Source organism: Stenotrophomonas sp. TWI809 (genome assembly GCF_039673205.1).
Lineage (GTDB): Bacteria > Pseudomonadota > Gammaproteobacteria > Xanthomonadales > Xanthomonadaceae > Stenotrophomonas.
The window spans coordinates 1-26,480 of sequence record NZ_JBDJLE010000031.1 but is presented as its reverse complement, the minus strand read 5'-3'; the positions used below and the strand labels follow the sequence as shown (position 1 = coordinate 26,480).

23 protein-coding genes are annotated in these 26,480 nt (G+C 66.3%); 21 read left to right on the top strand and 2 right to left on the bottom strand.

Features of this window, described 5'->3' with window-relative positions:
- Positions 1-774 (bottom strand): type I methionyl aminopeptidase, encoded by a 774-nt coding sequence (gene map / locus ABE472_RS17365; protein WP_313217727.1) that lies wholly within the window; start codon positions 772-774, stop codon positions 1-3.
- A 148-nt stretch (positions 775-922) separates the two neighbouring features.
- On the opposite strand from map, the gene ABE472_RS17360 reads away from it, so the two are divergent.
- The 19 genes from ABE472_RS17360 to ABE472_RS17270 all read left to right on the top strand — a co-directional run bounded on the left by ABE472_RS17360 (position 923) and on the right by ABE472_RS17270 (position 23,598).
- Positions 923-1,228, top strand: a complete 306-nt coding sequence (locus tag ABE472_RS17360; RefSeq protein WP_313210869.1) for a hypothetical protein — start codon at positions 923-925, stop codon at positions 1,226-1,228.
- A gap of 212 nt (positions 1,229-1,440) precedes the next feature.
- Positions 1,441-2,307 (top strand): 30S ribosomal protein S2, encoded by an 867-nt coding sequence (rpsB, locus tag ABE472_RS17355; RefSeq protein ID WP_346466695.1) that lies wholly within the window; start codon positions 1,441-1,443, stop codon positions 2,305-2,307.
- A gap of 127 nt (positions 2,308-2,434) precedes the next feature.
- Positions 2,435-3,313, top strand: coding sequence for a translation elongation factor Ts (gene tsf, locus ABE472_RS17350; RefSeq protein ID WP_088433310.1), 879 nt, complete (start codon positions 2,435-2,437; stop codon positions 3,311-3,313).
- A gap of 192 nt (positions 3,314-3,505) precedes the next feature.
- The gene (locus tag ABE472_RS17345) at positions 3,506-5,005 is read left to right on the top strand and encodes a GGDEF domain-containing protein (protein WP_313210863.1); all 1,500 of its coding nucleotides are present in this window, start codon (positions 3,506-3,508) and stop codon (positions 5,003-5,005) included.
- 133 nt (positions 5,006-5,138) lie between these two features.
- The gene (gene pyrH, locus ABE472_RS17340; protein ID WP_123728765.1) at positions 5,139-5,867 is read left to right on the top strand and encodes a UMP kinase; all 729 of its coding nucleotides are present in this window, start codon (positions 5,139-5,141) and stop codon (positions 5,865-5,867) included.
- Positions 5,868-5,966: 99 nt separating this feature from the next.
- Positions 5,967-6,524 carry a ribosome recycling factor gene (gene frr, locus ABE472_RS17335; protein WP_121041484.1) on the top strand — a complete coding sequence of 186 codons (558 nt, stop codon included), beginning with the start codon at positions 5,967-5,969 and terminating at the stop codon, positions 6,522-6,524.
- A 41-nt stretch (positions 6,525-6,565) separates the two neighbouring features.
- The gene (gene uppS, locus ABE472_RS17330) at positions 6,566-7,300 is read left to right on the top strand and encodes a polyprenyl diphosphate synthase (RefSeq protein ID WP_313210858.1); all 735 of its coding nucleotides are present in this window, start codon (positions 6,566-6,568) and stop codon (positions 7,298-7,300) included.
- A complete protein-coding gene (locus ABE472_RS17325) occupies positions 7,297-8,121 on the top strand; it encodes a phosphatidate cytidylyltransferase (protein WP_313217723.1) in 825 nt (274 codons plus the stop codon). Before uppS ends, ABE472_RS17325 begins: the two co-directional genes overlap by 4 nt.
- A gap of 2 nt (positions 8,122-8,123) precedes the next feature.
- A complete protein-coding gene (locus tag ABE472_RS17320; protein ID WP_346464153.1) occupies positions 8,124-9,314 on the top strand; it encodes a 1-deoxy-D-xylulose-5-phosphate reductoisomerase in 1,191 nt (396 codons plus the stop codon).
- A 34-nt stretch (positions 9,315-9,348) separates the two neighbouring features.
- Complete coding sequence (gene rseP, locus ABE472_RS17315; RefSeq protein ID WP_102789229.1) at positions 9,349-10,707, top strand: RIP metalloprotease RseP; 1,359 nt, start codon at positions 9,349-9,351, stop codon at positions 10,705-10,707.
- A 73-nt stretch (positions 10,708-10,780) separates the two neighbouring features.
- Positions 10,781-13,147: an outer membrane protein assembly factor BamA gene (gene bamA, locus ABE472_RS17310; RefSeq protein ID WP_313210851.1), complete on the top strand. Its 2,367-nt coding sequence runs from the start codon at positions 10,781-10,783 to the stop codon at positions 13,145-13,147.
- Positions 13,148-13,653: 506 nt separating this feature from the next.
- Positions 13,654-14,676 carry a UDP-3-O-(3-hydroxymyristoyl)glucosamine N-acyltransferase gene (gene lpxD, locus ABE472_RS17305; RefSeq protein WP_313210849.1) on the top strand — a complete coding sequence of 341 codons (1,023 nt, stop codon included), beginning with the start codon at positions 13,654-13,656 and terminating at the stop codon, positions 14,674-14,676.
- Positions 14,673-15,128, top strand: a complete 456-nt coding sequence (fabZ, locus tag ABE472_RS17300; RefSeq protein ID WP_019184406.1) for a 3-hydroxyacyl-ACP dehydratase FabZ — start codon at positions 14,673-14,675, stop codon at positions 15,126-15,128. Before lpxD ends, fabZ begins: the two co-directional genes overlap by 4 nt.
- A 19-nt stretch (positions 15,129-15,147) precedes the next feature.
- Positions 15,148-15,939, top strand: coding sequence for an acyl-ACP--UDP-N-acetylglucosamine O-acyltransferase (gene lpxA / locus ABE472_RS17295; protein WP_313217718.1), 792 nt, complete (start codon positions 15,148-15,150; stop codon positions 15,937-15,939).
- 59 nt (positions 15,940-15,998) lie between these two features.
- Complete coding sequence (gene lpxB / locus ABE472_RS17290; RefSeq protein WP_346466697.1) at positions 15,999-17,216, top strand: lipid-A-disaccharide synthase; 1,218 nt, start codon at positions 15,999-16,001, stop codon at positions 17,214-17,216.
- Positions 17,213-17,875: a ribonuclease HII gene (locus tag ABE472_RS17285; RefSeq protein WP_313210844.1), complete on the top strand. Its 663-nt coding sequence runs from the start codon at positions 17,213-17,215 to the stop codon at positions 17,873-17,875. The genes lpxB and ABE472_RS17285 overlap by 4 nt, the downstream gene beginning before the upstream one ends.
- Before the next feature lie 162 nt (positions 17,876-18,037).
- Positions 18,038-21,619: a DNA polymerase III subunit alpha gene (gene dnaE / locus ABE472_RS17280; protein WP_313217716.1), complete on the top strand. Its 3,582-nt coding sequence runs from the start codon at positions 18,038-18,040 to the stop codon at positions 21,617-21,619.
- Positions 21,620-21,652: 33 nt separating this feature from the next.
- On the top strand, positions 21,653-22,525 hold the full coding sequence (locus ABE472_RS17275; RefSeq protein WP_313217715.1) for a hypothetical protein: 873 nt from the start codon (positions 21,653-21,655) through the stop codon (positions 22,523-22,525).
- 113 nt (positions 22,526-22,638) lie between these two features.
- Positions 22,639-23,598 (top strand): acetyl-CoA carboxylase carboxyltransferase subunit alpha, encoded by a 960-nt coding sequence (locus tag ABE472_RS17270; RefSeq protein ID WP_282263659.1) that lies wholly within the window; start codon positions 22,639-22,641, stop codon positions 23,596-23,598.
- A 97-nt stretch (positions 23,599-23,695) separates the two neighbouring features.
- Here ABE472_RS17270 and ABE472_RS17265 read toward each other — a convergent pair whose 3' ends face one another.
- Positions 23,696-24,151: a CopD family protein gene (locus tag ABE472_RS17265; RefSeq protein ID WP_121041460.1), complete on the bottom strand. Its 456-nt coding sequence runs from the start codon at positions 24,149-24,151 to the stop codon at positions 23,696-23,698.
- Positions 24,152-24,311: 160 nt separating this feature from the next.
- Here ABE472_RS17265 and ABE472_RS17260 point away from each other — a divergent pair, with 160 nt between their 5' ends.
- On the top strand, positions 24,312-24,908 hold the full coding sequence (locus ABE472_RS17260) for a class I SAM-dependent methyltransferase (protein ID WP_313210834.1): 597 nt from the start codon (positions 24,312-24,314) through the stop codon (positions 24,906-24,908).
- Positions 24,909-24,965: 57 nt separating this feature from the next.
- Positions 24,966-26,321 (top strand): polyhydroxyalkanoate depolymerase, encoded by a 1,356-nt coding sequence (gene phaZ, locus ABE472_RS17255; RefSeq protein WP_313210832.1) that lies wholly within the window; start codon positions 24,966-24,968, stop codon positions 26,319-26,321.
- Positions 26,322-26,480: the final 159 nt, after the last annotated feature.

Here is a 26,480-nt window from a genome sequence, read left to right as displayed (position 1 = left end):
TCAGACCTGCGATTCGCCGGGCGAGAGGGTCAGCACGTCGACGCCGGTCTCGGTGACCGCGACCATGTGCTCCCACTGCGCCGACAACTTGCGGTCCTTGGTGACCACAGTCCAGCCATCCGGCAGCACCTTGTTGTAGCGGGTGCCCTCGTTGATCATCGGTTCGATGGTGAAGGTCATGCCGGGCTGCAGCACCAGGCCCTGGCCGGGGCGGCCGTAATGCACCACCTGCGGCTCGTCGTGGTAGACCTTGCCGATGCCATGGCCGCAGTACTCGCGCACCACGCTGAAGCGCTCGGCTTCGGCATAGCTCTGGATCGCATGGCCGATGTCACCCAGCGTCGCGCCCGGCTTGACCGCGCGGATGCCGCGCCACATCGCTTCGTAGGTCGCATCGACCAGGCGCTTGGCCATGACCGACGGCGTGCCGACGCAGTACATGCGGCTGGTATCGCCGTGCCAGCCATCCTTGATCACCGTGACATCGATGTTGACGATGTCGCCGTCCTTGAGGACCTTGGCTTCGCTGGGGATGCCGTGGCAGATCACGTTGTTGACCGACGTGCAGACCGTCTTGGGGAAGCCGCGGTAGCCGACATTGGCCGGCGTCGCCTTCTGCACATTGATGATGTGGTCGTGGCAGATGCGGTCAAGCTCTTCGGTCGTCACGCCCGGCTTGACGTGGGGGGTGACGATGTCGAGCACTTCGCTGGCCAGACGGCCGGCGATGCGCATCAGTTCGATTTCCTCGGGGGTTTTCAGATTCACGCTCATGGCGCCCATTATCGCCGATCCGGGGCCAATCTGAACGGGATTGGATGGAACGCTGACAGCCGCGGTTTGGGCCCGGCCCCTGGCCAGCTAGCTGAACAAGCGTGATGCGTATCGCAAAACGCGACCTTGTGCCGAAGACGGCCATTGATTGGGTCCTATCTGCACGGTCCGATACAAGACAGGCGGCAGCCCGTCGGCGCCTCGCCTGCGCCTCTATAATGACGGCGACGGCCATGCCCACCTGGCCGACCTGGTGTTCGTGGACGCCCACGGGCGTCGCCACCCGCTGATCGAGGGCCTGGCCGGCTATGTGCTGCCGCGCAGCGCCCGCAGCTGGGACCTGCCGCCGCGGCCGGATGGCTACGCCGGCGGCCAGTTCCGGGCCCGGCTCAACGAGGCCGCTGACGCCCCGCTTGCCCCCGTGATTGCGCCTGCGCCCGGCACCGGGCTATAATCGACCGGATCCCTGCCGCCTTGGCGCGGGAATACGTCAACACCGGACGTCACCGGTGAATCCACACCTGCCGCCCATATCCGTGCCGGGGTGCTCCGCAAGGAGTTCGGTCACGGAAGCGACAGGGAAGCCAAACCCCGGAACCATCCGCCTCGCGGCGGACCGCCCAACTATTACCCGTGGCGGCCGGTTCCCTATCAGGAGTTACTGCAATGCCCCAGGTCACCATGCGTCAGATGCTGGAAGCCGGCGTCCATTTCGGCCACCAGACCCGTTACTGGAACCCCAAGATGGGCCAGTACATCTTCGGCGCCCGCGGCAAGATCCACATCATCAACCTGGAAAAGACCGTTCCGCTCTTCAATGACGCGATGAACTTCATTTCCAGCGTTGCGCAGAAGCGCGGCACCATCCTGTTCCTGGGCACCAAGCGCAGCGCCCGCGAGTCGATCCGTGAAGAAGCCGAGCGTTGCGGCATGCCCTTCATGAACCAGCGTTGGCTGGGCGGCACCCTGACCAACTTCCGTACCGTGAAGCAGTCGGTTGCCCGTCTGAAGGAACTGGAAGCCGGCGAAACCGACGGCAGCTTCGACAAGCTGGTCAAGCACGAAGTGCTGGGCCTGCGTCGCGAGCGCGACAAGCTGGAAGCCTCGCTGGGCGGCATCAAGGACATGAACCGTCTGCCCGACGCGATCTTCGTCATCGACATCGGCCACGAAGACATCGCCATCAAGGAAGCCAAGAAGCTCGGCATCCCGGTGATCGCCGTGGTTGATACCAACTACAACCCGGAACTGGTCGACTACGCGATCCCGGGCAACGACGACGCCATCCGCGCTGTGCAGCTGTACGCCCGCGCCGCTGCCGACGCCGTGCTGGAAGGCAAGGCTGCTGCGCCGCACGCTGCCACCGTCCGCGAAGAAGAGTTCGCCGACGCTGCCGCCACCGAAGAAGCCAAGCCGGCCCGCCGCGCTCCGGCCAAGAAGGCTGCTGCCGCTCCGGCTGCTCCGGCCACTGAAGCCCCGGCCGCTGAAGCCCCGGCTGCCGACGCTCCGGCCGCTGGCGAAGCCCAGGCCTGATCCAGGCCCGCGGTGGGCGCAGCGCGCCCACCGCTCCTGTCCGCTGCCGATGGCGCGACGACAGGACACCTGTCACACGGGCCGGCCACCATGCCGGCCCAACCCCTTTCTTTCGTGAGGAAATCCCGTGGAAATCACTGCTTCCCTGGTCAAGGAACTGCGCGAGCGCACTGGCGCCGGCATGATGGAGTGCAAGAAGGCACTCGTCGAAAACGGCGGCAACATCGACGCCTCGGCCGAATGGCTGCGCAAGTCCGGCCTGGCCAAGGCCGACAAGAAGGCTGACCGCGTGGCTGCCGAAGGCATCATCGTGGCGGCCCAGGACGGCGGCAAGGCCGTGCTGGTCGAAGTCAACTCGGAAACCGACTTCGTCGCCAAGGACAGCAACTTCCTGGACTTCACCAAGGCTGTTGCTGCCACCGCGCTGAGCTCGGGCGCTGCCGACATCGACACCCTGAAGGCCGCCAAGCTGCCGTCCGGCGAGACGATCGAAGAAGCCCGCGCTGCCGTCATCGCCAAGGTCGGCGAGAAGGTCGACGTGCGTCGCATCGTGCGCCTGGAATCGACCAACAACGTCGCTGCCTACGTGCACGGCGGCCGCATCGGCGTGCTGGTTGAACTGGCCGGCGGCAACGAAGAACTGGCCCGTGGCCTGGCCATGCACGTGGCTGCCATGAACCCGCCGCACAACAAGGCCGCGGATGTGCCGGCCGAGTTCGTCGCCAAGGAAAAGGAAATCGAACTGGCCAAGATGTCCGACAAGGACAAGTCCAAGCCGGCCGATATCCTGGAAAAGATCATCAGCGGCAAGATCGCCAAGATCGTCAACGAAGTGACCCTGTACGGCCAGCCGTACGTGCTGGACACCAACCAGTCGGTCGAGCAGGTCCTGAAGGCCGCCGGTGCCGACGTGGTCGGCTTCCAGCGCCTGGCGGTCGGCGAAGGCATCGAGAAGGTGGTGGAAGACTACGCCGCCGAAGTGATGAAGCAGGCCGGCCTGGCCTGATCTTCACCGCTCGAATGCGTTACGAAAGAAGCCGCGGACTCCGCGGCTTCTTTTTTTTGTCCATTGGCTTTGCTTTGTGTGCCGGATCAGGGCAATACTCCCAAATTGATCTGCCGCGTCAACGCAAGAAATCAAGGACGAAACTGTGATGTACCTCAGGTATTCTTGCCCCAACACACTGAAAAGCCCGCCATGCCTCCCGAGCTGACAGCCGCCCTGGCGCTCTGCCGCAACCTGCCCTCCCCGCCCGGTATTGCCCTGCGCATCATCGAACTGGCGCAGGATCCGGAAGCGGACATCACCACCGCTGCCGACATCATCGCCATCGACATGGCGCTGAGTGCCCGCATGCTGCGCATCGCCAATTCACCGCTGTATGCCAGCCGCCGACGCATCGAAAACCTCGGCCAGGCACTGACCATGCTCGGCCTGAATGCCACTGTCAGCCTGGCACTGGGCTTCACCGTCACCCAGAACCTGACCGCGGCCGGCGACGGCCAGGACCTGCGCGAGCGCGCGTGGCGCCGCAGCATCCTCAGTGCACTGGCAGCCAGCCTGCTCGGCCAGGCCCGCGGCCTGCGCAAGGCCGAGGAATTGATGCTGGCCGGCCTGCTGCAGGACATCGGCGTACTCGCCCTCGCCCAGGCGCAGCCGGAGACCTATCTCCCGCTGCTGCGCCAGGCGACCGACAACGACGCGCTGGTGGCACTGGAGCGCGAACACCTGCAGTGCAGCCATGCCGATGTCGGTGCGTGGGTGGCCGAAGAATGGGGCCTGCCCCGCTACCTGGTGGACAGCATCGCGCACAGCGAATCGCCTGCCACCGGCGAAGACAATTTCCAGAACTGCGTCGCCCTTTCCGGCGCCGTGGCCGATATCTGGCTCGGCACCGATGCCGATGCCGCGCGCGAACATGCGCTGCAGCTCGTGCACGATACCCTCGGCCTGGACAGCGCCCAGTTCGACCAGGTGCTGGCCCGCATCGGCGAATCGCTGCCGGATATCAGCACCCTGTTCGAAACCCCGCTGTTCTCGCCCTCGCGCGTGCAGCAGCTGATCGACCATGCCCAGGAGCTGGCCACGCTGCGCAACCTGCGCGAGATGCAGGACGCCGCCCTGGCCCGCCAGCGTGCGGATGAATTCGAGGCGCGCGCCAATCGGCTGGCCGAGCAGGCCCACCGCGATGCACTGACCGGCGTGCTCAACCGCCGCCAGCTCGAAGCCGTGCTCGAGCAGGAATTCCTGCGCGCCACCCGCCATGGCTGGCCACTGTCGGTCGCCTTCATCGACCTGGACGATTTCAAGAAGATCAACGATGCCCACGGCCACCTCATGGGTGACCAGGTGTTGCGCATGTTCGCCACGAAGCTGCAGGAGCAGCTGCGCAACAGCGACACGGTGGCCCGTTTCGGCGGCGAGGAATTCATCGCGCTGCTGCCCAATACCACCGAGCCGGTCGCGCTGGAAGTGGTCCGGCGGGTGCTGGCCACGATCGTCAACACGCCTATGGCCGAAGCGGCCAGTGGCCCGTTGTTCGTGACCTTCTCGGCCGGCGTGGCCACCCAGGGAGGCTACGAGCGTTTCGCCGATGTTCAGGACCTGCTCAAGGCCGCCGACGACGTGCTGTACCGCTCCAAGAACCTGGGCCGCAACCGCGTCATCGCGCGCTCGCCCAGTACCGCGCCAGCCTGAGCCCGAGCCGCTCGCGGCGCCGTCATCGCGGCCGCCGCAGTGCCTCCATACGCCGCAGTGCAGCAAATTTATGCTGCCCGATGGCCCGGCTTCCAGTAGAATCCGGGCGTTTTCCACGCACCCAGAGATCGCCATGTCAAAGCTCGCCTATCGCCGCATCCTGTTGAAAGTTTCCGGGGAGGCGCTGATGGGAGACGAGGACTACGGCATCGACCCCAAGGTGATCCACCGCCTCGCCCGTGAGGTGATGGAAGCGCAGGCCGCCGGTGCCGAAGTGGCCCTGGTGATCGGCGGCGGCAACATTTTCCGCGGCGCCGGCCTGGCCGCAGGCGGCATGGACCGGGTCACCGGTGACCAGATGGGCATGCTGGCCACCGTGATCAATGCGCTGGCCATGCAGGACGCCCTGGAGAAGCTGGGCGCCAAGGCCCGCGTGATGAGCGCGATCAAGATCAACGACGTCTGCGAGGATTACATCCGTCGCCGCGCCATCCGCCACCTGGAAAAGGGCCGTCTGGTGATCTTTGCCGCCGGCGTCGGCAGCCCGTTCTTCACCACCGATTCCGGCGCTGCCCTGCGTGCGATCGAGATCGGCGCGGACCTGCTGCTGAAGGCCACCAAGGTCGACGGCGTGTACGACAAGGACCCGAACAAGTACAGCGACGCGGTCCGTTTCGACAGCCTGACCTACGACGAAGTGATCCGCCGCGGGCTGGAAGTGATGGATACGGCCGCCTTCGCGCTGGCCCGCGACAGCGATCTGCCGCTGCGTGTGTTCGACATGGGCCAGCCGGGCGAGCTGCTCAAGATCCTGCACGGCGACAACATCGGCACCCTGGTGCAGGGCCGCGACAACAGCTGAGCCTGAGCGGCGCCCCACACCGGGCGCCCTGAACGGCCCGGCGAAGGCCCTTCTTCGCCTATAATCGCCCGATTCCCAGTTACATCCAGGATTCGGGCGATGCTCAACGAAATCAAGCAGGACGCGCAGACGCGCATGGCAAAGAGCATCGATGCTCTGAAGCACACCCTCACCTCCATCCGCACCGGCCGTGCTTCCCCGGCCCTGCTGGACCGCATCACCGTCAAGGCCTACGGCACCGACACCCCGCTGAACCAGGTCGCCTCGATCAGCGTCTCCGAGGGCCACTCGCTGGTCATCACGCTGTTCGACAAGGGCATGATCAAGGACGTGGAAAAGGCGATCTATGCCTCCGACCTCGGCCTGACCCCGAACGTGGCCGGCACCGTCATCCGCCTGAACCTGCCGCCGCCGACCGAAGAGCGCCGCAAGGAGCTGGGCAAGCAGGTGCAGAAGGAAGGCGAAGGCGCCAAGATCGCCATCCGCAACATCCGCCAGGACGCCAACAAGGCGATCGCCACCCTGATCAAGGACAAGGCGATCAGCGAAGACGACAAGAAGCGCGGCGAAGACGACATCCAGAAGCTGACCGACAAGTCCATCAAGGACGTCGATAGTGTTGTCGCCGAGAAAGAAAAGGAACTGATGGCGGTCTGAGCCCTATGTCCCAGGCCCCGACCAGCAGTTCCGACGCGCCCATGCCGCGCCATGTTGCCATCATCATGGATGGCAACGGGCGCTGGGCGCAGAAGCGTCGTCGCCCGCGCGTGATCGGCCATCGTGCCGGCGCGCGCGCGGTCAACCGCACCATCGAATTCTGCCTCGACCACGGCATCGCCGCGCTGACCCTGTTCGCCTTCTCCAGTGAAAACTGGGGCCGGCCGAGCGATGAGGTCGACGCGCTGATGAAGCTGTTCCTCAATGCCCTCGACCGCGAAGTGGACGAGCTGCACCGGCGCGGCGTGCGTGTGCGTTTCATCGGCGAGCGCGAGCGTTTCGGCGCCGGGCTGGTCAGCCGCATGCAGCTGGCCGAACAGCGCACCGCGGGCAACCGCGCGATGACGCTGAATATCGCCGCCAGCTACGGCGGCCGCCAGGACATCGCCCGCGCCGCGCGCGAACTGGCTGCCGAGGTCGCGGCCGGTCGCCTGCTGCCCGAGCAGATCGACGAAGCGATGCTCAGCAGCCGCGTGGCCCTGGCCGACCTGCCGCCGCCGGACCTGTTCATCCGCACCGGTGGCGATACCCGCATCAGCAATTTCCTGCTCTGGCAGCTGGCCTATACCGAACTGTGGTTCACCGACGTACTGTGGCCCGAGTTCGACGCCGCCGTCCTGCAGCAGGCGATCGATGCCTATGCCTCGCGTGAACGCCGTTTCGGCCTGACCAGCGCCCAGATCGCCGCCTTGGCCACCGAGACCTCTTCCCCATGACCAAGACCCGAGTCATCGCCGCGCTGATCATGGCGCCGGTCGCCATCCTCGCCATCCTGATGCTGCCCACCCAGTGGCTGGCCGCCGCGGCGGCCGCCGTGTTCCTGATCGGCCTGTGGGAATGGCTGAAGCTGGCCGACGTCGAAGACACCCTCGCCCGCACCGTGCTGCTGGTGCTGAATCTGGTGCTGATGGTGCTGATCGTGTGGGCCGATGCCGGCTCGCTGGTGCTGTACCAGATCGCCGCGCTGATCGGCATCGGCTGGTGGCTGATGGCGCTGCTGTGGCTGCGGTTCTTCACCTTCGGCGCCAGCCCGAGCAGCCCGGCGCGTGCGCTCAAGCTGCTGGCCGGCACCCTGGCGATCGTGCCGGCCTGGGCCTCGCTGGTGCTCATCCATGCCAGCGGTGACAACGGCCACCTGTGGCTGCTGACCGCGCTGGCCGTGGTCTGGGCCGCCGATTCGGGCGCCTACTTCGCCGGCCGCACCTTCGGGCGCACCAAGCTGGCCCCGCGGATCAGCCCCAACAAGACCTGGGAAGGCCTGGGTGGCGGCATGGTCGCCGGCCTGATCGTGGCACTGGGCTTCGGCTGGCTGGCCGGTATCGACAGCGGCCACCTGGTCGGCCTGGTGATCACCGCCGTGGTCACCGTGTTCGCGTCGGTGCTGGGCGATCTCTACGAGAGCCTGATCAAGCGCCATGCCGGCGCCAAGGATTCGGGCCATATCATCCCGGGCCATGGCGGCGTGCTCGATCGTATCGACGGCGTTCTCGCCGCCCTGCCGGTGTTCGCACTCGGCAAGGAAATCTTCGGGTTCTAACCATGGCCAGCGCTTCTGCCCCCCGCCGGGTCGCCGTATTCGGCGCCACCGGTTCGATCGGCGCATCCGCGCTGGACGTCATCGCGCGCCATCCGGACCGCTATCAGGTCACCGTGCTGGCCGCCGGCCGCCAGGTCGATGCGCTGGTCGCCCTGTGCGCCGTGCACCGCCCGGCCCATGCGGTGATCGCCGACGAATCGCGGTATGCCGCCCTGCGCGACGGCCTGCGTGACGCCGGCCTGGCCACCCAGCCCCATGCGGGCGCTGCGGCGCTGGACCAGCTGGCCGCCAGCGATGTCTGCGACACCCTGGTCGCTGCCATCGTGGGCGCCGCCGGGCTGTCCTCGACCCTGGCCGCCGCCGCGGCCGGCAAGCGCATCCTGCTGGCCAACAAGGAATCGCTGGTACTGGCCGGCGAACTGCTGATGCGCCAGGCCGCGGCCGCCGGGGCCGAGATCATTCCGATCGATAGTGAGCACAGCGCGATCTTCCAGTGCCTGCGCTCCCGCGATGCGAGCCTCGATGGGGCCGGCGTGCGCCGGATCATCCTGACCGCCTCGGGCGGCCCGTTCCGTGGCCGCAGCCGTGAGCAGCTGGCCCAGGTCACACCGGCCCAGGCCGTGGCCCACCCGAAGTGGTCCATGGGCCCGAAGATCTCGGTGGATTCGGCGACGTTGATGAACAAAGGCCTCGAAGTCATCGAAGCCCATCATCTGTTCGGCGTGCCTGGCGAGCGCATCGACGTGCTGGTCCACCCGCAGAGCCTGGTGCATTCGCTGGTCGAATTCGTCGATGGCTCCACCCTGGCCCAGATGGGCCTGCCGGACATGCGTACCACCCTGGCCGTCGGCCTGGGCTGGCCGCAACGGATCGAATCCGGGGTCGGCGGGCTGGATCTGCTGACCCAGGGGCGGCTGGATTTCGAAGCCCCGGACACCGAGGCCTTCCCGTGCCTGACGCTGGCCTGGCAGGCGATGGCCGCCGGTGGCACCGCCCCGGCGATCCTCAATGCGGCCAATGAAGTCGCGGTTTCAGCGTTTCTTCAGGGGCGGGCAGCTTTCCTTGCCATTCCAGCGCTGGTCGCTAACGCTCTGTCAACACTGTCGAGCGAGTCCGCCGATACACTGGAGGGCCTGCTGACCGCCGATCAGCGCGCCCGCCAGATCACCCAAGCCGCCATCGACCACGCCTGAATGCCCCCTACGCCCCCTTACAGTGCTGATCACCATGGGTGATTTCATCGGATCCGTCTGGTGGATGATCGTCAGCCTTGGCCTGCTGGTGACCTTCCACGAGTTCGGTCACTACTGGGTGGCCCGCCGTTGCGGGATCAAGGTGCTGCGCTTCTCTGTCGGGTTCGGCAAGCCGCTGTGGTCGCGCCGCAACCGGGCCGGCACTGAATTCGCGATCGCCGCCATTCCGCTGGGCGGCTACGTGAAGATGCTGGACGAGCGCGAGGTCGAGGTGCACCCGGCCGAGCGCGGTCAGGCCTTCAACCACAAGACCGTGTGGCAGCGGATCGCGGTGGTCGCCGCCGGTCCGGCCGCCAACCTGATCCTGTGCATCGCCCTGCTGTGGGCGATGTTCGTGATCGGGAAACAGGATTATTCGGCCACCATCGGCCGCACCACCGGCATGGCCCAGACCGCTGGCCTGCAGGCCGGCGACCGTGTGGTCAAGGTCGATGGCCGCAGCGTGGCCACCGCCGGCGAGGCCAGCATGGCGCTGACCACGGCGGCGATGGATCGTCACGATGCCAAGGTCGAGGTCCTCGACGGTCTGGACCAGGTGCGGACCCGCACCCTGCCGCTGTCGCAGCTGCCGGCCGGCTTCGATGAACGCCGCGTGCCCCAGCTGACCGGGTTGAGCTGGCAGTTCTGGCTGCAGCCGGCGCTGGTGGACAAGGTCCTGCCCGACGCAGCCGCCCAGGGCGTGCTGGTGCCGGGCGACCTGATCGTGGCCGTGGACGGCCAGCGTATTGAAGGTGCCGACCAGGTGCCGGCGCAGATCGCCGCGCTCGGCCAGCGTGGCGGCCCCGGCATGATCGACGTCCTGCGCGGCGGCGAGCGGCTGGCGCTGGAGATCACCCCCCGCCAGGGCGTGGACGGCCGTGGCCAGCCGACCTGGCAGATCGGCATCGGTTTCCCGGAGACCCACGCCCCGGCCTACGACGCCGAACTCAAGTTCGGGCCGTTTGCGGCAGTGCCCGTGGCCCTGCGCGAAACCGCCCGGATGGCGGGCGATTCACTGGGGATGATGCGCCGCATCGTCACCGGCAACGCCTCGCTGCAGAACATCTCCGGCCCGGTCACCATTGCCCGGGTCGCCAATGTCTCGGCCAAACGCGGCCTGGACTGGTTCCTGTATTTCCTGGCCCTGCTGTCGCTGAGCCTGTGCATCATCAACCTGTTGCCCATCCCCATCTTGGACGGCGGGCACCTGCTGTATTACCTTATCGAGTTGGTCAAGGGCAGCCCGCTGAGCGAGCGCGCCATGGCTGCCGGGCAGTATGTGGGCCTGGCGCTGCTGGCCGGGCTGATGGGATTGGCGTTCTACAACGACATCCTCGGCCTGGTCCCGCGATGAACTTTTTTCCTTTTGTCGTCGTCTTATGCGCCGGCATCCCGCAATGTTGAAATCGACTCCAACCGGACGTGACATGACGCGACTCCCCAATCGCCGCCTGCTGGCCCTCGCACTCGTTGCCGGTTTCGGCGCGCCCGCCCTGGCGCAGGCAGCCGAGCCCTTCACCGTCAGCGACATCCGCGTGGATGGTCTCCAGCGCATCACCTCCGGTACCGTGTTCACCTACCTGCCGGTGGAACGTGGCGACACCATCACCGACAACAAGGTCGGTGAAACCATCCGTGCGCTGTACAAGACCGGCTTCTTCGAAGACGTCCAGCTCAACCGCCAGGGCGACATCCTCGTGGTCACGGTCAAGGAACGCCCGGCGATCAACAAGTTGACCGTCACCGGCAACAAGGACATCAAGAGCGACCAGCTGCTCAAGGGCCTGAGCGACATCGGCCTGACCGAGGGCGGCACCTTCGACCGCCTGAGCCTGGACCGCGTGACCCAGGAACTGCGCCGCCAGTACAACGACCGTGGCAAGTACAACGTCGACATCACCCCGACGGTGAGCCCGCTGGACCGCAACCGCGTGGACATCGCCATCGCGATCAAGGAAGGCAAGGCCGCCAAGATCCAGCACGTCAACCTGGTCGGCACCGAGAAGTTCCCGGCCAAGGACATCCTGGAAACCTGGGAATCCAAGGAGCACAACTGGGCCTCGTGGTACCGCCGCGATGACCAGTACTCCAAGGAAAAGCTGTCCGGCGATCTGGAAAAGCTCAACGGCTGGTACCTGGACCGCGGCTACGTGGATTTCAGCATCGATTCCACCCAGGTCTCGATCAGTCCCGACAAGCGCGACATGTTCATCACCGCCGGCGTGACCGAGGGTGAGCAGTACAAGATTTCCGAGATCAAGGTCACCGGCGACACCATCCTGCCGCAGGAAGATGTCGAGCGCATGGTGATCCAGAAGTCCGGCGACACCTTCTCGCGGGCGCTGCTGGAATTCAGCTCGGACCAGATCACCAATTCGCTGTCCAACATCGGTTACGCGTTCGCCAAGGTGAACCCGATCCCGACCAGCAACCGTGCCGACCGCACGGTGGCCATCAACATGCAGGTCGTTCCCGGCCCGCGCGTGTCGGTGCGCCGCATCACCTTCAAGGGCAACACCCGCACCTCCGACGAAGTGCTGCGTCGTGAAATGCGCCAGTTCGAGAACAGCTGGTACTCGCAGGCCGCGATCGACCGCTCCAAGATCCGTCTGCAGCGCTTGGGCTACTTCGAATCGGTGGACGTGGAAACGCCGCCGGTCACCGGCAGCAACGACCAGGTCGACGTGGTCTACAACGTCAAGGAAACCACCTCGGGCAGCTTCGTGTTCGGCCTGGGCTATTCGCAGTCCTACGGCATGACCACCTCGGTGCAGCTGTCGCAGAACAACTTCCTCGGCGGCGGCAACCGCGTGTCGGTCGAAGCCTCGCGCAGCAGCTACCTGCAGCGTTACGGCTTCAGCTACACCAACCCGTACTTCACCGATGACGGCGTCTCGCTGGGCTACAACCTGTCCTGGCGCGAACTGGATTACTCCGACTTCAACACCGCGCAGTACAACAGCACCAACGGTGCCGCGCAGGTGGTGTTCGGCGTGCCGATCACCGAGAACGACACCGTCTCGCTGATGGTGGGCATCGACAGCAACCAGATCACCACCTACCAGGGCTCGACCCCGCAGGCGATCATCGATTACATCGATGCCATCGGCCAGCGCACGTTCCATTCCTGGCGCACCGAGCTGGGTTGGGCGCGCGATACCCGCAACGACTACTTCATGCCGACCCGCGGTACCTACCAGCGCGTCGGCCTGGAAACCACGCTGCCGGGTTCGACCGTCGAGTACTACAAGCTGAACTATCAGTTCTCCAAGTACTGGCCGATCATCCCGCAGCTGGTCATCAACACCCGCGCCGAAGTGGGTTACGGCGACAGCTACGGCAATGACACCACCCGCGTGATCACCAACCCGGATGGCAGCACCCGCGTGGTGACCGCCTCGGGCCTGCCGTTCTACGAGAACTTCTACGCCGGTGGTACCAACTCGGTGCGTGGTTTCGAGGACAACACCCTTGGCCCGCGTTCGGAACCGACCCTGAGCTACAACCGCGGCCAGCCGCTGGGTGGCTCGCTGAAGACCGTCGGTTCGGTGGAAGCCTACTTCCCGCGCCTGTTCGACAGCCCCTCGGCCCGCATCTCGGCCTTCGTGGACTTCGGCAACGTGTACACCGGCGTAGACAACTTCAAGGCCAACGAACTGCGCGTGTCCACCGGTGTGGCCCTGCTGTGGCGCGCCCCGGTCGGCCCGATCTCGATCAGCTACGCCTTCCCGTTGAAGAAGGAAGATGGCGACGAAGTCGAGCGTCTGCAATTCACGTTTGGCGGTCAGTTCTGACGAACTGCTTCGCAGTTCGTCCGCGCATTCCACCTCATCCCCGCGCCTTCGGCGCGCCCCCTTCAACAGAAGGGGGCTCTCCACCAGACGCGGTACGCATTCGCCGGGCATTGCCCGGCGTTTTCGTTTTGGGGGTGTGACCGATCGTTGCTCAATGCCGATTTGGGGTGGGACCGCTCCTTAGTCGGTGCCGATTTTGGTAGGTACCGACCGTTGGTCGGTACGAACCTCCGGGATCAACGAGCGCCGGCCAGCGGCCGGCACTACCCTGCCGCGCGCGTTGAACCATCGGGGGGCGTGGCGGGTAGTACCGACCGTCGGTTGGTGCCGATTTTGGTAGGTACCGACCGTTGGTCGGTACGAACCTCCGGGATCAACGAGCGCCGGCCAGCGGCCGGCACTACCATCCGCGCTCGCATGACACTGTCGGGAGCCGCAACAAACCGACCCACCCCAAAACCCCCGCCCCGCATGACCGTTTCGGCAGCACACGGTAAACTCCCCCGGTGAACACTCCTACCTATACCGCCCAGCAACTCGCCGAGCAGTTTGGCCTGCAGGTCCATGGTGATGGCAGCACCGCCATCCATGGCGTGGCTACGCTCGCCCATGCCGGCCCCGGCCAGCTCACCTTCCTGGCCAATCCGCGCTACCGCGCGCAGCTGGCCGACAGCCAGGCGGCCATCGTCGTGCTGCGCGCCGAGGATGCCGAGGCCGCGCCCGGCGCCGCCCTGGTCGCCAAGGACCCGTACACCACGTTCGCCAAGATCGCCGCCCTGTTCGACATCGCACCGCCGCGCGCCCCGGGCATCCACCCCAGCGCCTGCATCGATCCGGACGCCCAGGTCGCCGCCAGCGCCCACATCGGGCCGTTCGTCACCATCGGCGCGCGCAGCGTCGTCGGTGAGAACTGCATCGTCGGCCCCGGCAGCATCATCGGCGAAGACTGCACCCTGGATACCGGCTGCGAACTGATCGCCCGCGTCACCCTGGTCACCCGCGTCAAGCTCGGCAAGCGCGTGCGCATCCATCCCGGCGCCGTGCTGGGTGCCGATGGCTTCGGCCTGGCCATGGATGCCGGCCACTGGATCAAAGTGCCCCAGCTCGGCGGCGTGCGCATCGGCGACGACTGCGAAATCGGCGCCAACACCTGCGTGGATCGCGGCGCGCTGGAAGACACCGTGCTCGAAAACGACGTGCGCCTGGACAACCTCGTGCAGGTCGCCCACAACGTCCAGATCGGCGCCCACTCGGCCATCGCCGGCTGCACCGGCATCGCCGGCAGCGCCAAGATCGGCCGCTACTGCCTGCTGGGCGGCGCCGTCGGCGTCGTCGGTCACCTCGAAATCTGCGACAAGGTCGTCATCACCGGCAAATCGGTGGTGCGCAACTCCATTCATGAGCCGGGCGAGTATTCCTCCGGCACCCCACTGACCGACAACCGCACGTGGCGTAAAAATGCCGCGCGCTTCAAGCAGCTCGATGCGCTCGCCCGGCGCATCCTGTCTGTGAGCAAGGAGAAGGAATGAGCAATAACCAGAATCTGCCGGACATCAACCAGATCCAGCAGTTGATCCCGCACCGCTATCCGTTCCTGCTGGTGGACAAGGTGATCTCGCTCGATTTCGAGAACCGGAAGATCGTCGCCACCAAGAACGTCAGCATCAACGAGCCGTTCTTCCAGGGCCACTTCCCGGGCCAGCCGATCATGCCCGGCGTGCTGATCATCGAAGCCATGGCCCAGGCCGGCGGCGTGCTCACCCAGCTCACCCTGGGCCGCGATGCGCAGTCCAAGCTGTTCTACATGGTCAAGGTCGACAAGGCGCGCTTCAGCAAGCAGGTCGTGCCCGGCGACGTGCTGGAAATGCACGTGGAGATCAAGCGCGTGATCCGCAACATGGCGGTGTACGACTGTGTGGCCAAGGTCGATGGCGAAATCGTCGCCTGCGCCGAAGTGCTGTGCGCCGGCACCCGCGAATGATCCAGGCAGGAGATCTGCAATGACTGACAACGCCCCTCTCATCCACCCCACCGCGGTCATCGACCCGTCGGCGACGCTGGCTGCGGATGTGCGCGTGGGTGCGTTCTGCCTGATCGGTGCGGACGTGGAGATCGGTGCCGGCACCGAGATCGGTCCGCACTGCTCGATCCACGGCCCGACCCGGATCGGCCGCAACAACCGTTTCATCGGCCATGCCGCGATCGGTGGCGAGCCGCAGGACAAAAAGTACAAGGCCGAACGCACGGAACTGGTGATCGGCGATGACAACGTCATCCGCGAATTCGTCACCATCAACCGCGGCACCGCCGGTGGCGGTGGCATCACCACGGTCGGCAACGACAACTGGATGCTCGCCTACACCCACGTGGCGCATGACTGCCACGTCGGCAACCACTGCGTGTTCTCCAACAACACCACGCTGGCCGGCCACGTCACCGTGGGCGATTACGTGATCATCAGCGGCTTCGCCGGTGCGCATCAGTTCTGCCGCATCGGTGCCCACGCCTTCCTCGGCATGGGCGCGCTGACCAACGGCGACGTTCCGCCGTTCACCATGGTCGGCAGCGATAGCCTGGGCCGCCCGCGCGGCATCAACAGCGAAGGCCTCAAGCGCCGCGGCTTCGATGCCGAGCGCATCGCCAGCATCAAGCGCGCCTACCGCACGCTGTACGTGGCCGGCCTGCCGCTGGCCGAAGCCAAGGTGCAGCTGGCCGAGCAGGCCACCCACAGCGCCGACGTGAAGGACCTGCTGGACTTCATCGAAAGCGCCGAGAGGCCCCTGCTGCGATGACGGCTCCAGGCGGGCACACCCCGGGCATGACGACCGCCGAGATCATTCCACTCGCTGCGATGGCCACCAGCGTTGAACAGACGCTGGCCGTGCGCACCTCCGAGCGCCCGGTGCGGATCGCCCTGGTCGCCGGTGAAGCCTCCGGCGACCTGCTCGGTGCCGGCCTGATCCGCGAATTGCGCCTGCGCTTCCCGAATGCCGAGTTTGCCGGCATCGGCGGCGATGCCATGCGCAGCGCCGGCTGCCAGACCTGGTTCGACGCCAGCGAGCTGGCGGTGATGGGCCTGACCGAAATCCTGCGCCACCTGCCGCGCCTGCTCAAACTGCGCCGCGAGTTCCGCGCGCGTGCGCTGGAGTGGCAGCCGGACGTGTTCATCGGCATCGACGCGCCCGACTTCAACCTCGGCGTCGAGCGCTGGCTGAAGGAGCACGGCGTCCGCACCGTCCATTACGTCAGCCCCTCCGTCTGGGCCTGGCGCGAGAAGCGCGCCGAGAAGATCGGGGCCAGCGCCGACCTGGTGCTGTGCCTGTTCCCGATGGAACCGCCGATCTACGCCAAGCACGGCATCGACGCCCGCTTCGTGGGCCATCCGATGGCCGATGACATCCCGCTGCACAATGATCGCGAACAGGCGCGTGCCGAGCTCGGCCTGCCCTCCAACGCGAAGGTGCTGGCGGTACTGCCCGGCAGCCGCCTGGGGGAAATCGGCAAGCTCGGCGAACCGTTCTTCGAAGCGGCCTGGCAGGTCTCCGAACGCATCCCCGGCCTGCACGTGGTGGTTCCGGCCGCCAACGCCGCCTGCCGCCAATTGATCAGCGAGCAACTCTCCGCCTCGGCGCTGCCGGTTGCGCATTCGCACCTGCTCGACGGCAACGCGCGCACCGCGATGATCGCCGCCGACGTGGTCGTGCTCGCCTCCGGTACCGCCACCCTGGAGACGATGCTGGTCAAACGCCCGATGGTGGTCGGCTACCGCGTGGCCGAACTCACCTACCGCATCGTCAAGGCGCTGGGCCTGCTCAAGGTCGACCGCTTCGCCCTGCCCAACATCCTCGCCGGCAAGGACCTTGCCCCGGAGCTGATGCAGCACGACTGCACCCCGGACAAACTGGCCGCCGCCATCCTGCAGTGGTTCGACCACCCCCAGCGCGTGATCGACCTGCAGGACACCTACGAGCGCCTGCACCTGCAATTGCGGCGCGATGCCTCCGCCCGTGCCGCCGACGCCGTCACCGATCTGCTCGAACGCGGCCCCCACCACGGCCGCGCCGCATGAGCCGACGCCACGCCGCAGCCGCCTCCCTGGCCCTGTTCGACGGCGCCGCCCTGGCCACCGTCGCCCCGCGCTACGTGGCCGGCGTGGATGAAGCCGGCCGTGGCCCGCTGGCCGGCCCCGTGGCCGTCGCCGCCGTGGTGTTCTGCCCCGACCGCCCACGCCTCAACGGCCTGGACGACTCCAAGCAGCTCACCGCGGCCCGCCGCGACCAGCTCTACGACAAGATCCTCGACCGTGCCCTGGCTTGGCACGTGGTGATGGTGGACGTCGGCGAAATCGACGCCCTCAACATCTACCAGGCCACGATGCTCGGCATGCGCCGCGCCGTCGAAGGCGTCGCCCACGTCGCCCAGTTCGCCCGCATCGACGGCAACGTCGTCCCCAAAGGCCTGCCCTGCCCGGCCCAGGCCCTGATCGGCGGCGACGCCCTCGACCGCGCCATCATGGCCGCCTCGATCCTCGCCAAAGTCAGCCGCGACCGCTTCATGCAGACCCTGCACGACGCCCACCCCGAATACGGCTTCGACCAGCACAAAGGCTACGGCACCCCCGCCCACCTCGCCGCCCTGCGCAGCCACGGCCCCTGCCCCCAGCACCGCCGCAGCTTCGCCCCCGTGCGCGCGTGCCTGGAACCCGACCGCAGCAGCGTTCCCGCCTGAGTGATGCCGTTGCCGGGCACCGCCCCGCACGGCTGCAGCGCATGACGGGTGCCACGGGAAACCTGAACCCCAGCGTCAACCCGCGCCCCCGCAACACCCCTGTCAAGCCTTGTTAGCGACCACCGCCACCGCTACCCTGACCGGGCATCACATTGGTTCGGCATGTCCACTTCCCGTTTCGTACATCTCCACGTCCACACCGAATTTTCGCTGGCGGATTCGACCATCCGTGTCCCGGCGAAGCCGGATCAGGCTGACCCGAAGAAAGCCAAGCAGGCCAACCTGCTCAGCCGCGCGGTCGAACTGAAGCTGCCCGCGCTGGCAGTGACGGATCTCAACAACCTGTTCGCGCTGGTCAAGTTCTACAAAGCCGCCGAAACCGTGGGCATCAAGCCCATCGCCGGCGCGGACATCATGATCGCCGAAGAAGGCATGACGCCCTGGCGCATGACCCTGCTCTGCCGCGACCGCGAAGGCTACCTCAGCCTCTCCCGGCTGCTGACCCGCGCCTGGATGGAAGGCCATCGCCCCGAAGGCGGCGTCGCCGTCCACCCGGAGTGGCTCAAAGCCGGCTGCCACAACCTGTTCGCACTGGCCGGCCGCGACAGTCTCGCCGGTCGCCTCGCCGGCGACGGCCGCCACGATCTGGCCGAGCAACAGCTCGCCGACTGGCAGCGCGTGTTCGGTGACGGCCTGCACCTGGAGCTGACCCGCACCGGCCGCGATGGCGAAGAAGCCTTCAACCAGTTCGCCCTGCAGGCCGCCGGCCAGCGCGGCCTGCCGGTGATCGCCAGCAACGATGTGCGCTTCCTGCAGCCGGAAGACTTCAGCGCCCACGAAGCGCGCGTGTGCATTTCATCCGGCCGCGTGCTGGACGATCCCAAACGCCCGCGCGATTACAGCGACCAGCAGTACCTCAAGTCCGCCGAGGACATGTGCGCGCTGTTCGCCGACATTCCCGACGCGATCGACAACACCCTGGCGCTGGCCGAACGCTGCAACATCGAGATGCGGCTGGGCACCTACTTCCTGCCCAACTATCCGGTCCCCGAAGAGGAAACCCTCGACAGCTGGATCTGCAGCGAATCGCGCAAGGGCCTGGAAGCACGCCTCGAAAAGAACCCGCTGGCACCGGGCAAGACCCGCGCCGATTACTTCGAGCGCCTCGAATTCGAACTGGCGACCATCATCAAGATGGGGTTCCCCGGCTACTTCCTGATCGTGGCCGACTTCATCCAGTGGGGAAAGAACCAGGGCATTCCGATCGGGCCCGGCCGTGGTTCCGGTGCCGGCTCGCTGGTGGCCTGGGCGCTGCAGATCACCGATCTGGATCCGATCCCGTACAACCTGCTGTTCGAGCGGTTCCTCAACCCCGAACGCGTGTCGATGCCCGACTTCGACATCGACTTCTGCATGGACCGCCGCGATGAGGTCATCGACTACGTCGCGCGCAAGTACGGACGCGACCGCGTCAGCCAGATCATCACCTACGGCACCATGGCGGCCAAGGCCGTTGTGCGCGATTCCGGCCGCGTGCTCGGCTTCCCGTACGGTCTGGTCGACGGCGTCTCCAAGCTGATCCCGAACATCCTGGGCATCTCGCTCAAGGATGCGATGGGCGAAGGCAAGGATTCGGAAATGGCCTCGCCGGAGCTGATCCAGCGCTACCAGAACGAAGACGATGTCCGCGACCTGATCGACCTGGCGCGCCAGCTCGAAGACCTCACCCGCAACGCCGGCAAGCACGCCGGTGGCGTGGTGATCGCCCCGGAACCGCTGGCCGAATTCTGCCCGCTGTTCGCCGAACATGACGAAGGCGGCCGCGGCCGCAACCCGGTCACCCAGTTCGACAAGAACGACGTCGAAGAAATCGGCCTGGTGAAGTTCGACTTCCTCGGCCTGCGCACGCTGACGATCATCGACTGGGCGGTCAAGGCGATCAACAAGCGCCATGAGCGCGCCGGCATTCCGCCGGTGGACATCACCGCGCTGCCGCTGGATGACGTGGCCACCTACAAGGACATCTTCGCCAACGGCAATACCGGCGCGGTGTTCCAGTTCGAATCCTCGGGCATGCGCCGCCTGCTGAAAGACGCACGCCCTGACCGCTTCGAAGATCTCATCGCGCTGGTGTCGCTGTACCGCCCCGGCCCGATGGACCTGATTCCCTCCTTCAACGCGCGTAAGCACGGGCAGGAAGAAATCATCTATCCCGATCCGCGCACCGAAGCGATCCTGAAAGACACCTACGGCATCATGGTGTACCAGGAGCAGGTGATGCAGATGGCGCAGATCGTCGGCGGATACTCGCTGGGCGGCGCCGATCTGCTGCGCCGTGCGATGGGCAAGAAGGTGCCGGCCGAAATGGCCAAGCACCGCGAGATCTTCCGCGAAGGCGCGGCCAAGGACGGTGTCGTCGAAGCCAAGGCCGACGCGATCTTCGACCTGATGGAGAAGTTCGCCGGCTACGGCTTCAACAAGTCGCACGCCGCTGCCTACGCGCTGGTCAGCTATCAGACCGCCTGGCTCAAGCGTCATTACCCGGCCGAGTTCATGGCCGCCACGCTGTCCTCGGACATGGACAACACCGACAAGGTGGTCGGCTTCCTCGCCGAAGTGCGCAACCTCGGCCTGACCGTGCTGCCGCCGCGCGTGAACGAATCGGCGTACATGTTCGAAGCCTCCAGCGCCGACACCATCGTGTACGGCCTGGGCGCGATCAAGGGCGTCGGCCAGGGCGCGTGCGAAGCGATCGTGGAAGAACGCCAGCGTGGCGGCCGCTATGCGTCGCTGCTGGATTTCTGCATGCGTGCCGAATCGGGCAAGCTCAACCGCCGCACGCTGGAAGCGATGATCAACTGCGGCGCGATGGACGGGCTCGGCAAGAACCGCGCCTCGCTGATGCTGCAGCTGCCCGAGGTCCTCAAGGCCACGGACCAGATGGCGCGCGAAAAGGCCTCCGGCCAGAACTCGCTGTTCGGCGCACCCGATCCGGTCAGCACGGCGATGCAGCTGGAGCTGCCCGAAGCCAAGGAGTGGGCGCTGGGCCAGCTGCTGGAAGGCGAGCGCGAAACGCTGGGCTTCTACCTCAGTGGCCATCCGTTCGATCCCTACGCCGACGACGTCAAGGAACTGGTCGGTACCGACCTGGGCAAGCTCGAAAAGCTGATCCCGCCGGCACGCCCGAGCAAGGACGGAGAGAAGCGTGCCTGGCGCCAGGAAACGCCGGTGATCCTGGCCGGCCTGGTGGTCGGCGTGCGCCGCAAGGGCGAAAGCCAGATCTTCATGCAGCTCGAAGACGGCAAGGGTCGCGTGGAATGCAGCGCCTTCACCGATGGCCTGGCCGAGTTCGGCCACCTGATGACCAAGGACCGCATCCTGGTGGTCAAGGGCGGCCTGCGCGAAGACGAGTTCAACGGCGGCTACGCGCTGCGCATCCGCCAGGTCTGGGATTACGAAGACATCTGCGCCAACTACGCCACGCGCCTGTCGCTGCGGGTGGACCTGCGCCAGGACGGCGCGGTGTGGAACCGCATCAACGCCCTGCTCGACCGGCATCGCCCGGGCCGCACACCGCTGCGCCTGGACCTGCTGCTCGGTTCGGAGCAGGGCCCCGTGGCCGGCATGCTCGACGTTGCCGGCGAGATCGCCGTGCGCGTGGACAGCCAACTGGTCGACGCCCTGCGCGCCGATCCCGCGGTCCGCACGGTGAAAGTGCGCTACAGCCCACCGTGGGCGAACTGATCCTTTTTTCTGTTGCAACACAGGTGTTTTGTTTTGATCAAGCGTTTTGCCGTGCTGCTGAGTGCAGCCGTCGCCCTCACCGGCTGTGCCGGCCCCGCCCAGACCTTCGAGATCGACAACCCGGGCGCCACGCCGCTGACCCTGCGCATCGACGGCAACGAACTGCCGATCGCCGCGCACGCCTCGCGCCCGGTCAAGCTCAAGCCCGGTGAGCATCACCTGCAGACCGATCAGCTCGGCGACGTGCGCTTCATCGTCTACGCCAGCGGCAAGGGCGGGTTGATCAACCCGACCCTGGCCGAGTACGTGATCGCCAACGAGATCTACGTCACCAGCGAAGACAAGCTGCAGAACTTCGGCAGCCTGGACAAGCAGATCGAGCTGGGCGGAGTGACCTTCCAAGGGCCGTACCAGAGCACCCACGACCTGTTCATCGACAAGGCGTGGAGCTTCGGCGTCCGCGAGCCGTTCCCGGAGGTGCAGACCGTGGCCCACGTGGACGCCAGCGGCGGCCGGATCAACGCCAAGATCTTCACCGCCCCGGATTTCATCGCCTACGTCGAAGCAGGCATGGGCCAGCCCGGTGCTTACGCACGCCAGCAGCCCCAGGGCTACGTCGCGCCCGCCTACGCGCTGGAAGCCGCCCCGACCGCATTGCCCGCGCTGGACCCGGCCTTCGAGGCCCATGCCGGCCCGCTGCGCGAGCTGTACACGCGCTACCTGCATGCCACCACCGCAGATGCGCAGCTGCAGCTCCAGCAGGAGGCCTTCCAGGCGCAGATGGCGTTCACCGCCGCCACCGCGCGGCTGGGCTCGGGTCTGCCCAAGGAGGCCAACGAGGGCTACAACACCTTCGTGAAGACCCGCAGCACGCTGATGGGCAGCGCGGCGCTGGTCGTCCCCTGAGCTGACTGGCGCGCCTGGCCCCGCTGCGCTACCGTCGGTTTCCAGACGACGGCGTACGGGGCTTTTCGGCGCATTCGGCTACACTTTCCCTCTTTTCTTCACGACGGTTTCCGATGAATCCGAACTACCTCGACTTCGAGCAACCCATCGCTGATCTGGAGGCGAAGATCCAGGAACTGCGCAGCGCCAGCGCCGGACCTGCGGTCAATGTCGAGGCCGAGGTCAATGCCCTGCAGGACAAGCTGCGGGTGCGCACTGCACAGATCTTCCGCAACCTGACCTCCTGGCAGGTGCTGCAGCTGGCCCGGCATCCGTCCCGCCCGTATACCGAGGACTACATCCGCATCATCTGCGATGAGTTCCAGGAACTGGCCGGCGACCGCGCGTTCGCCGACGACAAGGCGATCATCGGCGGCCTGGCCCGCATCGGTGGCCGCTCGGTGATGCTGATCGGCCATCAGAAGGGCCGCGACACCAAGGAAAAGATCAAGCGCAACTTCGGCATGCCCAAGCCGGAGGGCTACCGCAAGGCGCTGCGCCTGATGAAGATGGCCGAACGCTTCGGCCTGCCGGTGTTGACCCTGATCGACACCGCCGGCGCCTGGCCGGGCATCGATGCCGAATCGCGCGGCCAGTCCGAAGCGATCGCACGCAACCTGATGGAAATGGCCGAACTGAAGGTGCCGGTGGTCTGCACGGTGATCGGTGAAGGCGGTTCGGGTGGCGCACTGGCACTGGGTGTGGGCGACCGCACCGTGATGCTGGAGTACAGCGTGTACTCGACCATCAGCCCGGAAGGCTGCGCCTCGATCCTGTGGAAGGACCCGGCCAAGGCCAAGGACGCCGCCGAACAGCTCGGCCTGACCGCCCCGCGCCTGAAGAGCCTGGGCCTGGTGGACAAGGTCCTGCGCGAGCCCACCGGTGGCGCCCACCGCAACCCCAACCAGATGGCCAAGCGCCTCAAGGCCGTGCTGCTCAACGAGCTGGACGTGCTGGAGAAACTGCCGGTCGATGAGCTGCTGCAGAAGCGCTACGAGCGCCTGCGCAGCTACGGGACCTACGAAGTGGCCTGATCAGGCTGCGGCGCAGACGAAAAAGCCGGACGCGCAGGCGTCCGGCTTTTTTTCTGGACGGTGGGTGGTGCCGGCGGCCAGAATCGTCGTGGATCGCTCAGAACGGCTTGGCGATCACCAGCCACACCACGCCGATGAACAGCACCAGCGGCAATTCGTTGAACCAGCGCAGCGCACGCGAGGACGGCAGCAGCTTGCCTTTCACCGCGCCTTTCAGCAGCCGCCCGGTCCACGAGTAATAGACCAGCAGCAGCACCACCAGGCCGAGCTTGGCATGCAGCCAGCCCGCCGCACCGGGCGCGACCATGGTCGGGAAATCCGGAATCACGCGGTAGCCCAGCCACAGCACCACGCCCAGGATCAGCGCGAGGCCGAACATCATGTGGCCGAACTTGTACAGGCGCAGGCCCATCAGCTGCAGCCGCTCGGTCACCGGCAGCTGGCCGGCCGTCTCGCTGAGGTTGACCAGGATCCGGGGCAGATAGAACACCGCCGCCATCCACGCCACCACGAACAACAGGTGGAAGGTCTTGACCCAGTAGTAGGACTGCATGTGCTTGCTCCGGCGGCTGGCATGGGTTGGCCGCCATTCTCGCATGCCCGGCACGGCCACCCGATGGGTGGCGGGCGCGACCCATCGCCACACCTCCCCTACGCATCCACGCGCGCCACACCGTACGATAAGCGCCGCTTTCACCCACGTGCACATCCCCATGGACAAAACCTACGACGCCGCCTACTTCCAGCGCTGGTACCAGCCTGACCAGACCGGTGGCGCCGCGCGCCTGGCGCGCAAGGTGGCGCTCGCCGTGGCCAGCGCCGAGTACTACCTGGAACGCCCGATCCGCAGCGTGCTCGATATCGGCTGTGGCGAAGGCGCCTGGCGTGCCCCGCTGCTCAAACTGCGCCCGCGCGTGCAGTACCTGGGCTTTGACAGCAGTGATTACGCCGTGCACCGCTACGGCCGCAGCCGCAACCTGCACCCGGCCAAGGTCGGCGATTTCGCCTGGCTGCGCCCGTGCGCACCGGTGGATCTGCTGATCTGCTCGGACGTGATGCATTACGTGCCCAGCCGCGAGCTGCGCCCGGCACTGGAAGGCTTTGCCGAACTGACCGCCGGCGTGGCGTTCCTGGAAGCGTTCACCGGCGAGGATGACTTCGATGGCGACCACGAAGGCTTCCAGCCGCGCCCGGCGCGCTGGTACCGCAGCCAGCTCAAGCGGGTTGGCTTCACCGCCCTGGGCTCGCACTGCTGGCTGTCACCCGCACTGGCCGGGCACGCGGCTGCGCTGGAACGCGGCACGCCTTGAGTCTCGATAACAATTGAGACAGGACCCGCATTAACGCGCCCGCTCGACGGGTGCGCTATGCTGCGCGGCAACATAAGACCATACATATTGGACGTCATGCTATATCAGCTGCATGAGTTGACCCGCAACCTGCTCGCCCCGTGGGTGCACCAGGCCCAGGCCAACGCGAAGTTCTTCGCCAATCAAGGTCATTGGTGGTCGCAGATGCCCGGCGCGGATCGCCTGGCCGCTGTGAACGAGCTGTTCCACCGCATTGGCAAGGATTACGAGAAGCCCGAATGGGGCATCAACGAAATCGACGTCGAGGGCGAGCGCGTGCCGATCGTCGTCCACGAAGAGATCAGCAAGCCGTTCTGCAAACTGCTGCGCTTCAAGCGCCACAGCAATGAAGCCGACCAGCTGCACACCATGCTCAACCAGCCGTTCGTGCTGGTGGTGGCGCCGTTGTCCGGCCACCACGCCACGCTGCTGCGCGATACCGTGCGCACCCTGCTGCGCGATCACCGCGTGTACGTGACCGACTGGGTCGATGCGCGCATGGTGCCGGGCAGCGAAGGCGAGTTCGGGCTGGAGGATTACATCGCCTATGTGCAGGAATTCATCCGCCACCTCGGTGCGGAAAAGCTGCATGTGATCAGCGTCTGCCAGCCGACCGTGCCGGTACTGGCCGCCGTCTCGCTGATGGCCAGCCGTGGCGAAACCACGCCGCGGTCGCTGGTGATGATGGGCGGCCCGATCGATGCGCGCTGCAGCCCGACCGCGGTCAACAACCTGGCCACGCAGAACCCGATGTCGTGGTTCGAGAACAACGTCATCCACACCGTGCCGGCCACCTTCCCGGGCGCGGGCCGCCGCGTGTACCCGGGCTTCCTGCAGCACGCCGGGTTCCTGTCGATGAACCCGAGCCGCCACTTCAGTTCGCACTGGGATTTCTATGCCGACCTGGTCAAGGGCGACATGGAAGATGCCGACGCGCACCGTCGTTTCTACGACGAGTACAACGCGGTGCTCGACATGCCGGCCAAGTACTACCTGGACACGATCCGCGTGGTCTTCCAGGAATTCCTGCTGCCGCGCGGCGAGTGGTACGTGCAGGGTGAACGCGTGGATCCCAGCGCGATCACCGGCACCGCACTGCTGAGCATCGAAGGCGAGCTGGACGATATCGCCGGCCTCGGCCAGACCGAAGCGGCGCAGGACCTGTGCACCGGCATTCCGGCCGCGCATCGCGAGCATTTCATCGTCGAAGGCGCTGGCCACTACGGCATTTTCAGCGGCCGCCGCTGGCGCGAAACGGTCTACCCCAAGGTGCGCGATTTCTTCGCGGCCCATGCGCAGACCGTGGCCAGCAAGCCGAAAAAGGCCGCGAAGATCGCGAGCAACGTGACGCCGTTGCGCCGTAAAGCGGGCTGACGCCAACGCGATATGCGGTAGTGCCGGCCGCTGGCCGGCTCTACGCAACGCAGAACGAAACCAGGTAGTGCCGGCCGCTGGCCGGCTGCACGCAACGCAGAACGAAACCAGGTAGTGCCGGCCGCTGGCCGGCTGCACTTTCATCCAGCAGCTTGGGGA

Bases quoted from the DNA above. Each gene is read 5' to 3' on its own strand.
- ABE472_RS17265 (WP_121041460.1), bottom strand. From the start codon at position 24,151: ATGCAGTCCTACTACTGGGTCAAGACCTTCCACCTGTTGTTCGTGGTG.
- ABE472_RS17285 (WP_313210844.1), top strand. From the start codon at position 17,213: ATGAGCCGACGCCACGCCGCAGCCGCCTCCCTGGCCCTGTTCGACGGC.
- rseP (WP_102789229.1), top strand. From the start codon at position 9,349: ATGGGTGATTTCATCGGATCCGTCTGGTGGATGATCGTCAGCCTTGGC.
- ABE472_RS17325 (WP_313217723.1), top strand. From the start codon at position 7,297: ATGACCAAGACCCGAGTCATCGCCGCGCTGATCATGGCGCCGGTCGCC.
- fabZ (WP_019184406.1), top strand. From the start codon at position 14,673: ATGAGCAATAACCAGAATCTGCCGGACATCAACCAGATCCAGCAGTTG.
- ABE472_RS17320 (WP_346464153.1), top strand. From the start codon at position 8,124: ATGGCCAGCGCTTCTGCCCCCCGCCGGGTCGCCGTATTCGGCGCCACC.
- dnaE (WP_313217716.1), top strand. From the start codon at position 18,038: ATGTCCACTTCCCGTTTCGTACATCTCCACGTCCACACCGAATTTTCG.
- map (WP_313217727.1), bottom strand. From the start codon at position 774: ATGAGCGTGAATCTGAAAACCCCCGAGGAAATCGAACTGATGCGCATC.
- phaZ (WP_313210832.1), top strand. From the start codon at position 24,966: ATGCTGCGCGGCAACATAAGACCATACATATTGGACGTCATGCTATAT.
- lpxA (WP_313217718.1), top strand. From the start codon at position 15,148: ATGACTGACAACGCCCCTCTCATCCACCCCACCGCGGTCATCGACCCG.
- rpsB (WP_346466695.1), top strand. From the start codon at position 1,441: ATGCCCCAGGTCACCATGCGTCAGATGCTGGAAGCCGGCGTCCATTTC.
- frr (WP_121041484.1), top strand. From the start codon at position 5,967: ATGCTCAACGAAATCAAGCAGGACGCGCAGACGCGCATGGCAAAGAGC.
- bamA (WP_313210851.1), top strand. From the start codon at position 10,781: ATGACGCGACTCCCCAATCGCCGCCTGCTGGCCCTCGCACTCGTTGCC.
- pyrH (WP_123728765.1), top strand. From the start codon at position 5,139: ATGTCAAAGCTCGCCTATCGCCGCATCCTGTTGAAAGTTTCCGGGGAG.
- lpxB (WP_346466697.1), top strand. From the start codon at position 15,999: ATGGCCACCAGCGTTGAACAGACGCTGGCCGTGCGCACCTCCGAGCGC.
- ABE472_RS17345 (WP_313210863.1), top strand. From the start codon at position 3,506: ATGCCTCCCGAGCTGACAGCCGCCCTGGCGCTCTGCCGCAACCTGCCC.
- ABE472_RS17270 (WP_282263659.1), top strand. From the start codon at position 22,639: ATGAATCCGAACTACCTCGACTTCGAGCAACCCATCGCTGATCTGGAG.
- ABE472_RS17260 (WP_313210834.1), top strand. From the start codon at position 24,312: ATGGACAAAACCTACGACGCCGCCTACTTCCAGCGCTGGTACCAGCCT.
- uppS (WP_313210858.1), top strand. From the start codon at position 6,566: ATGCCGCGCCATGTTGCCATCATCATGGATGGCAACGGGCGCTGGGCG.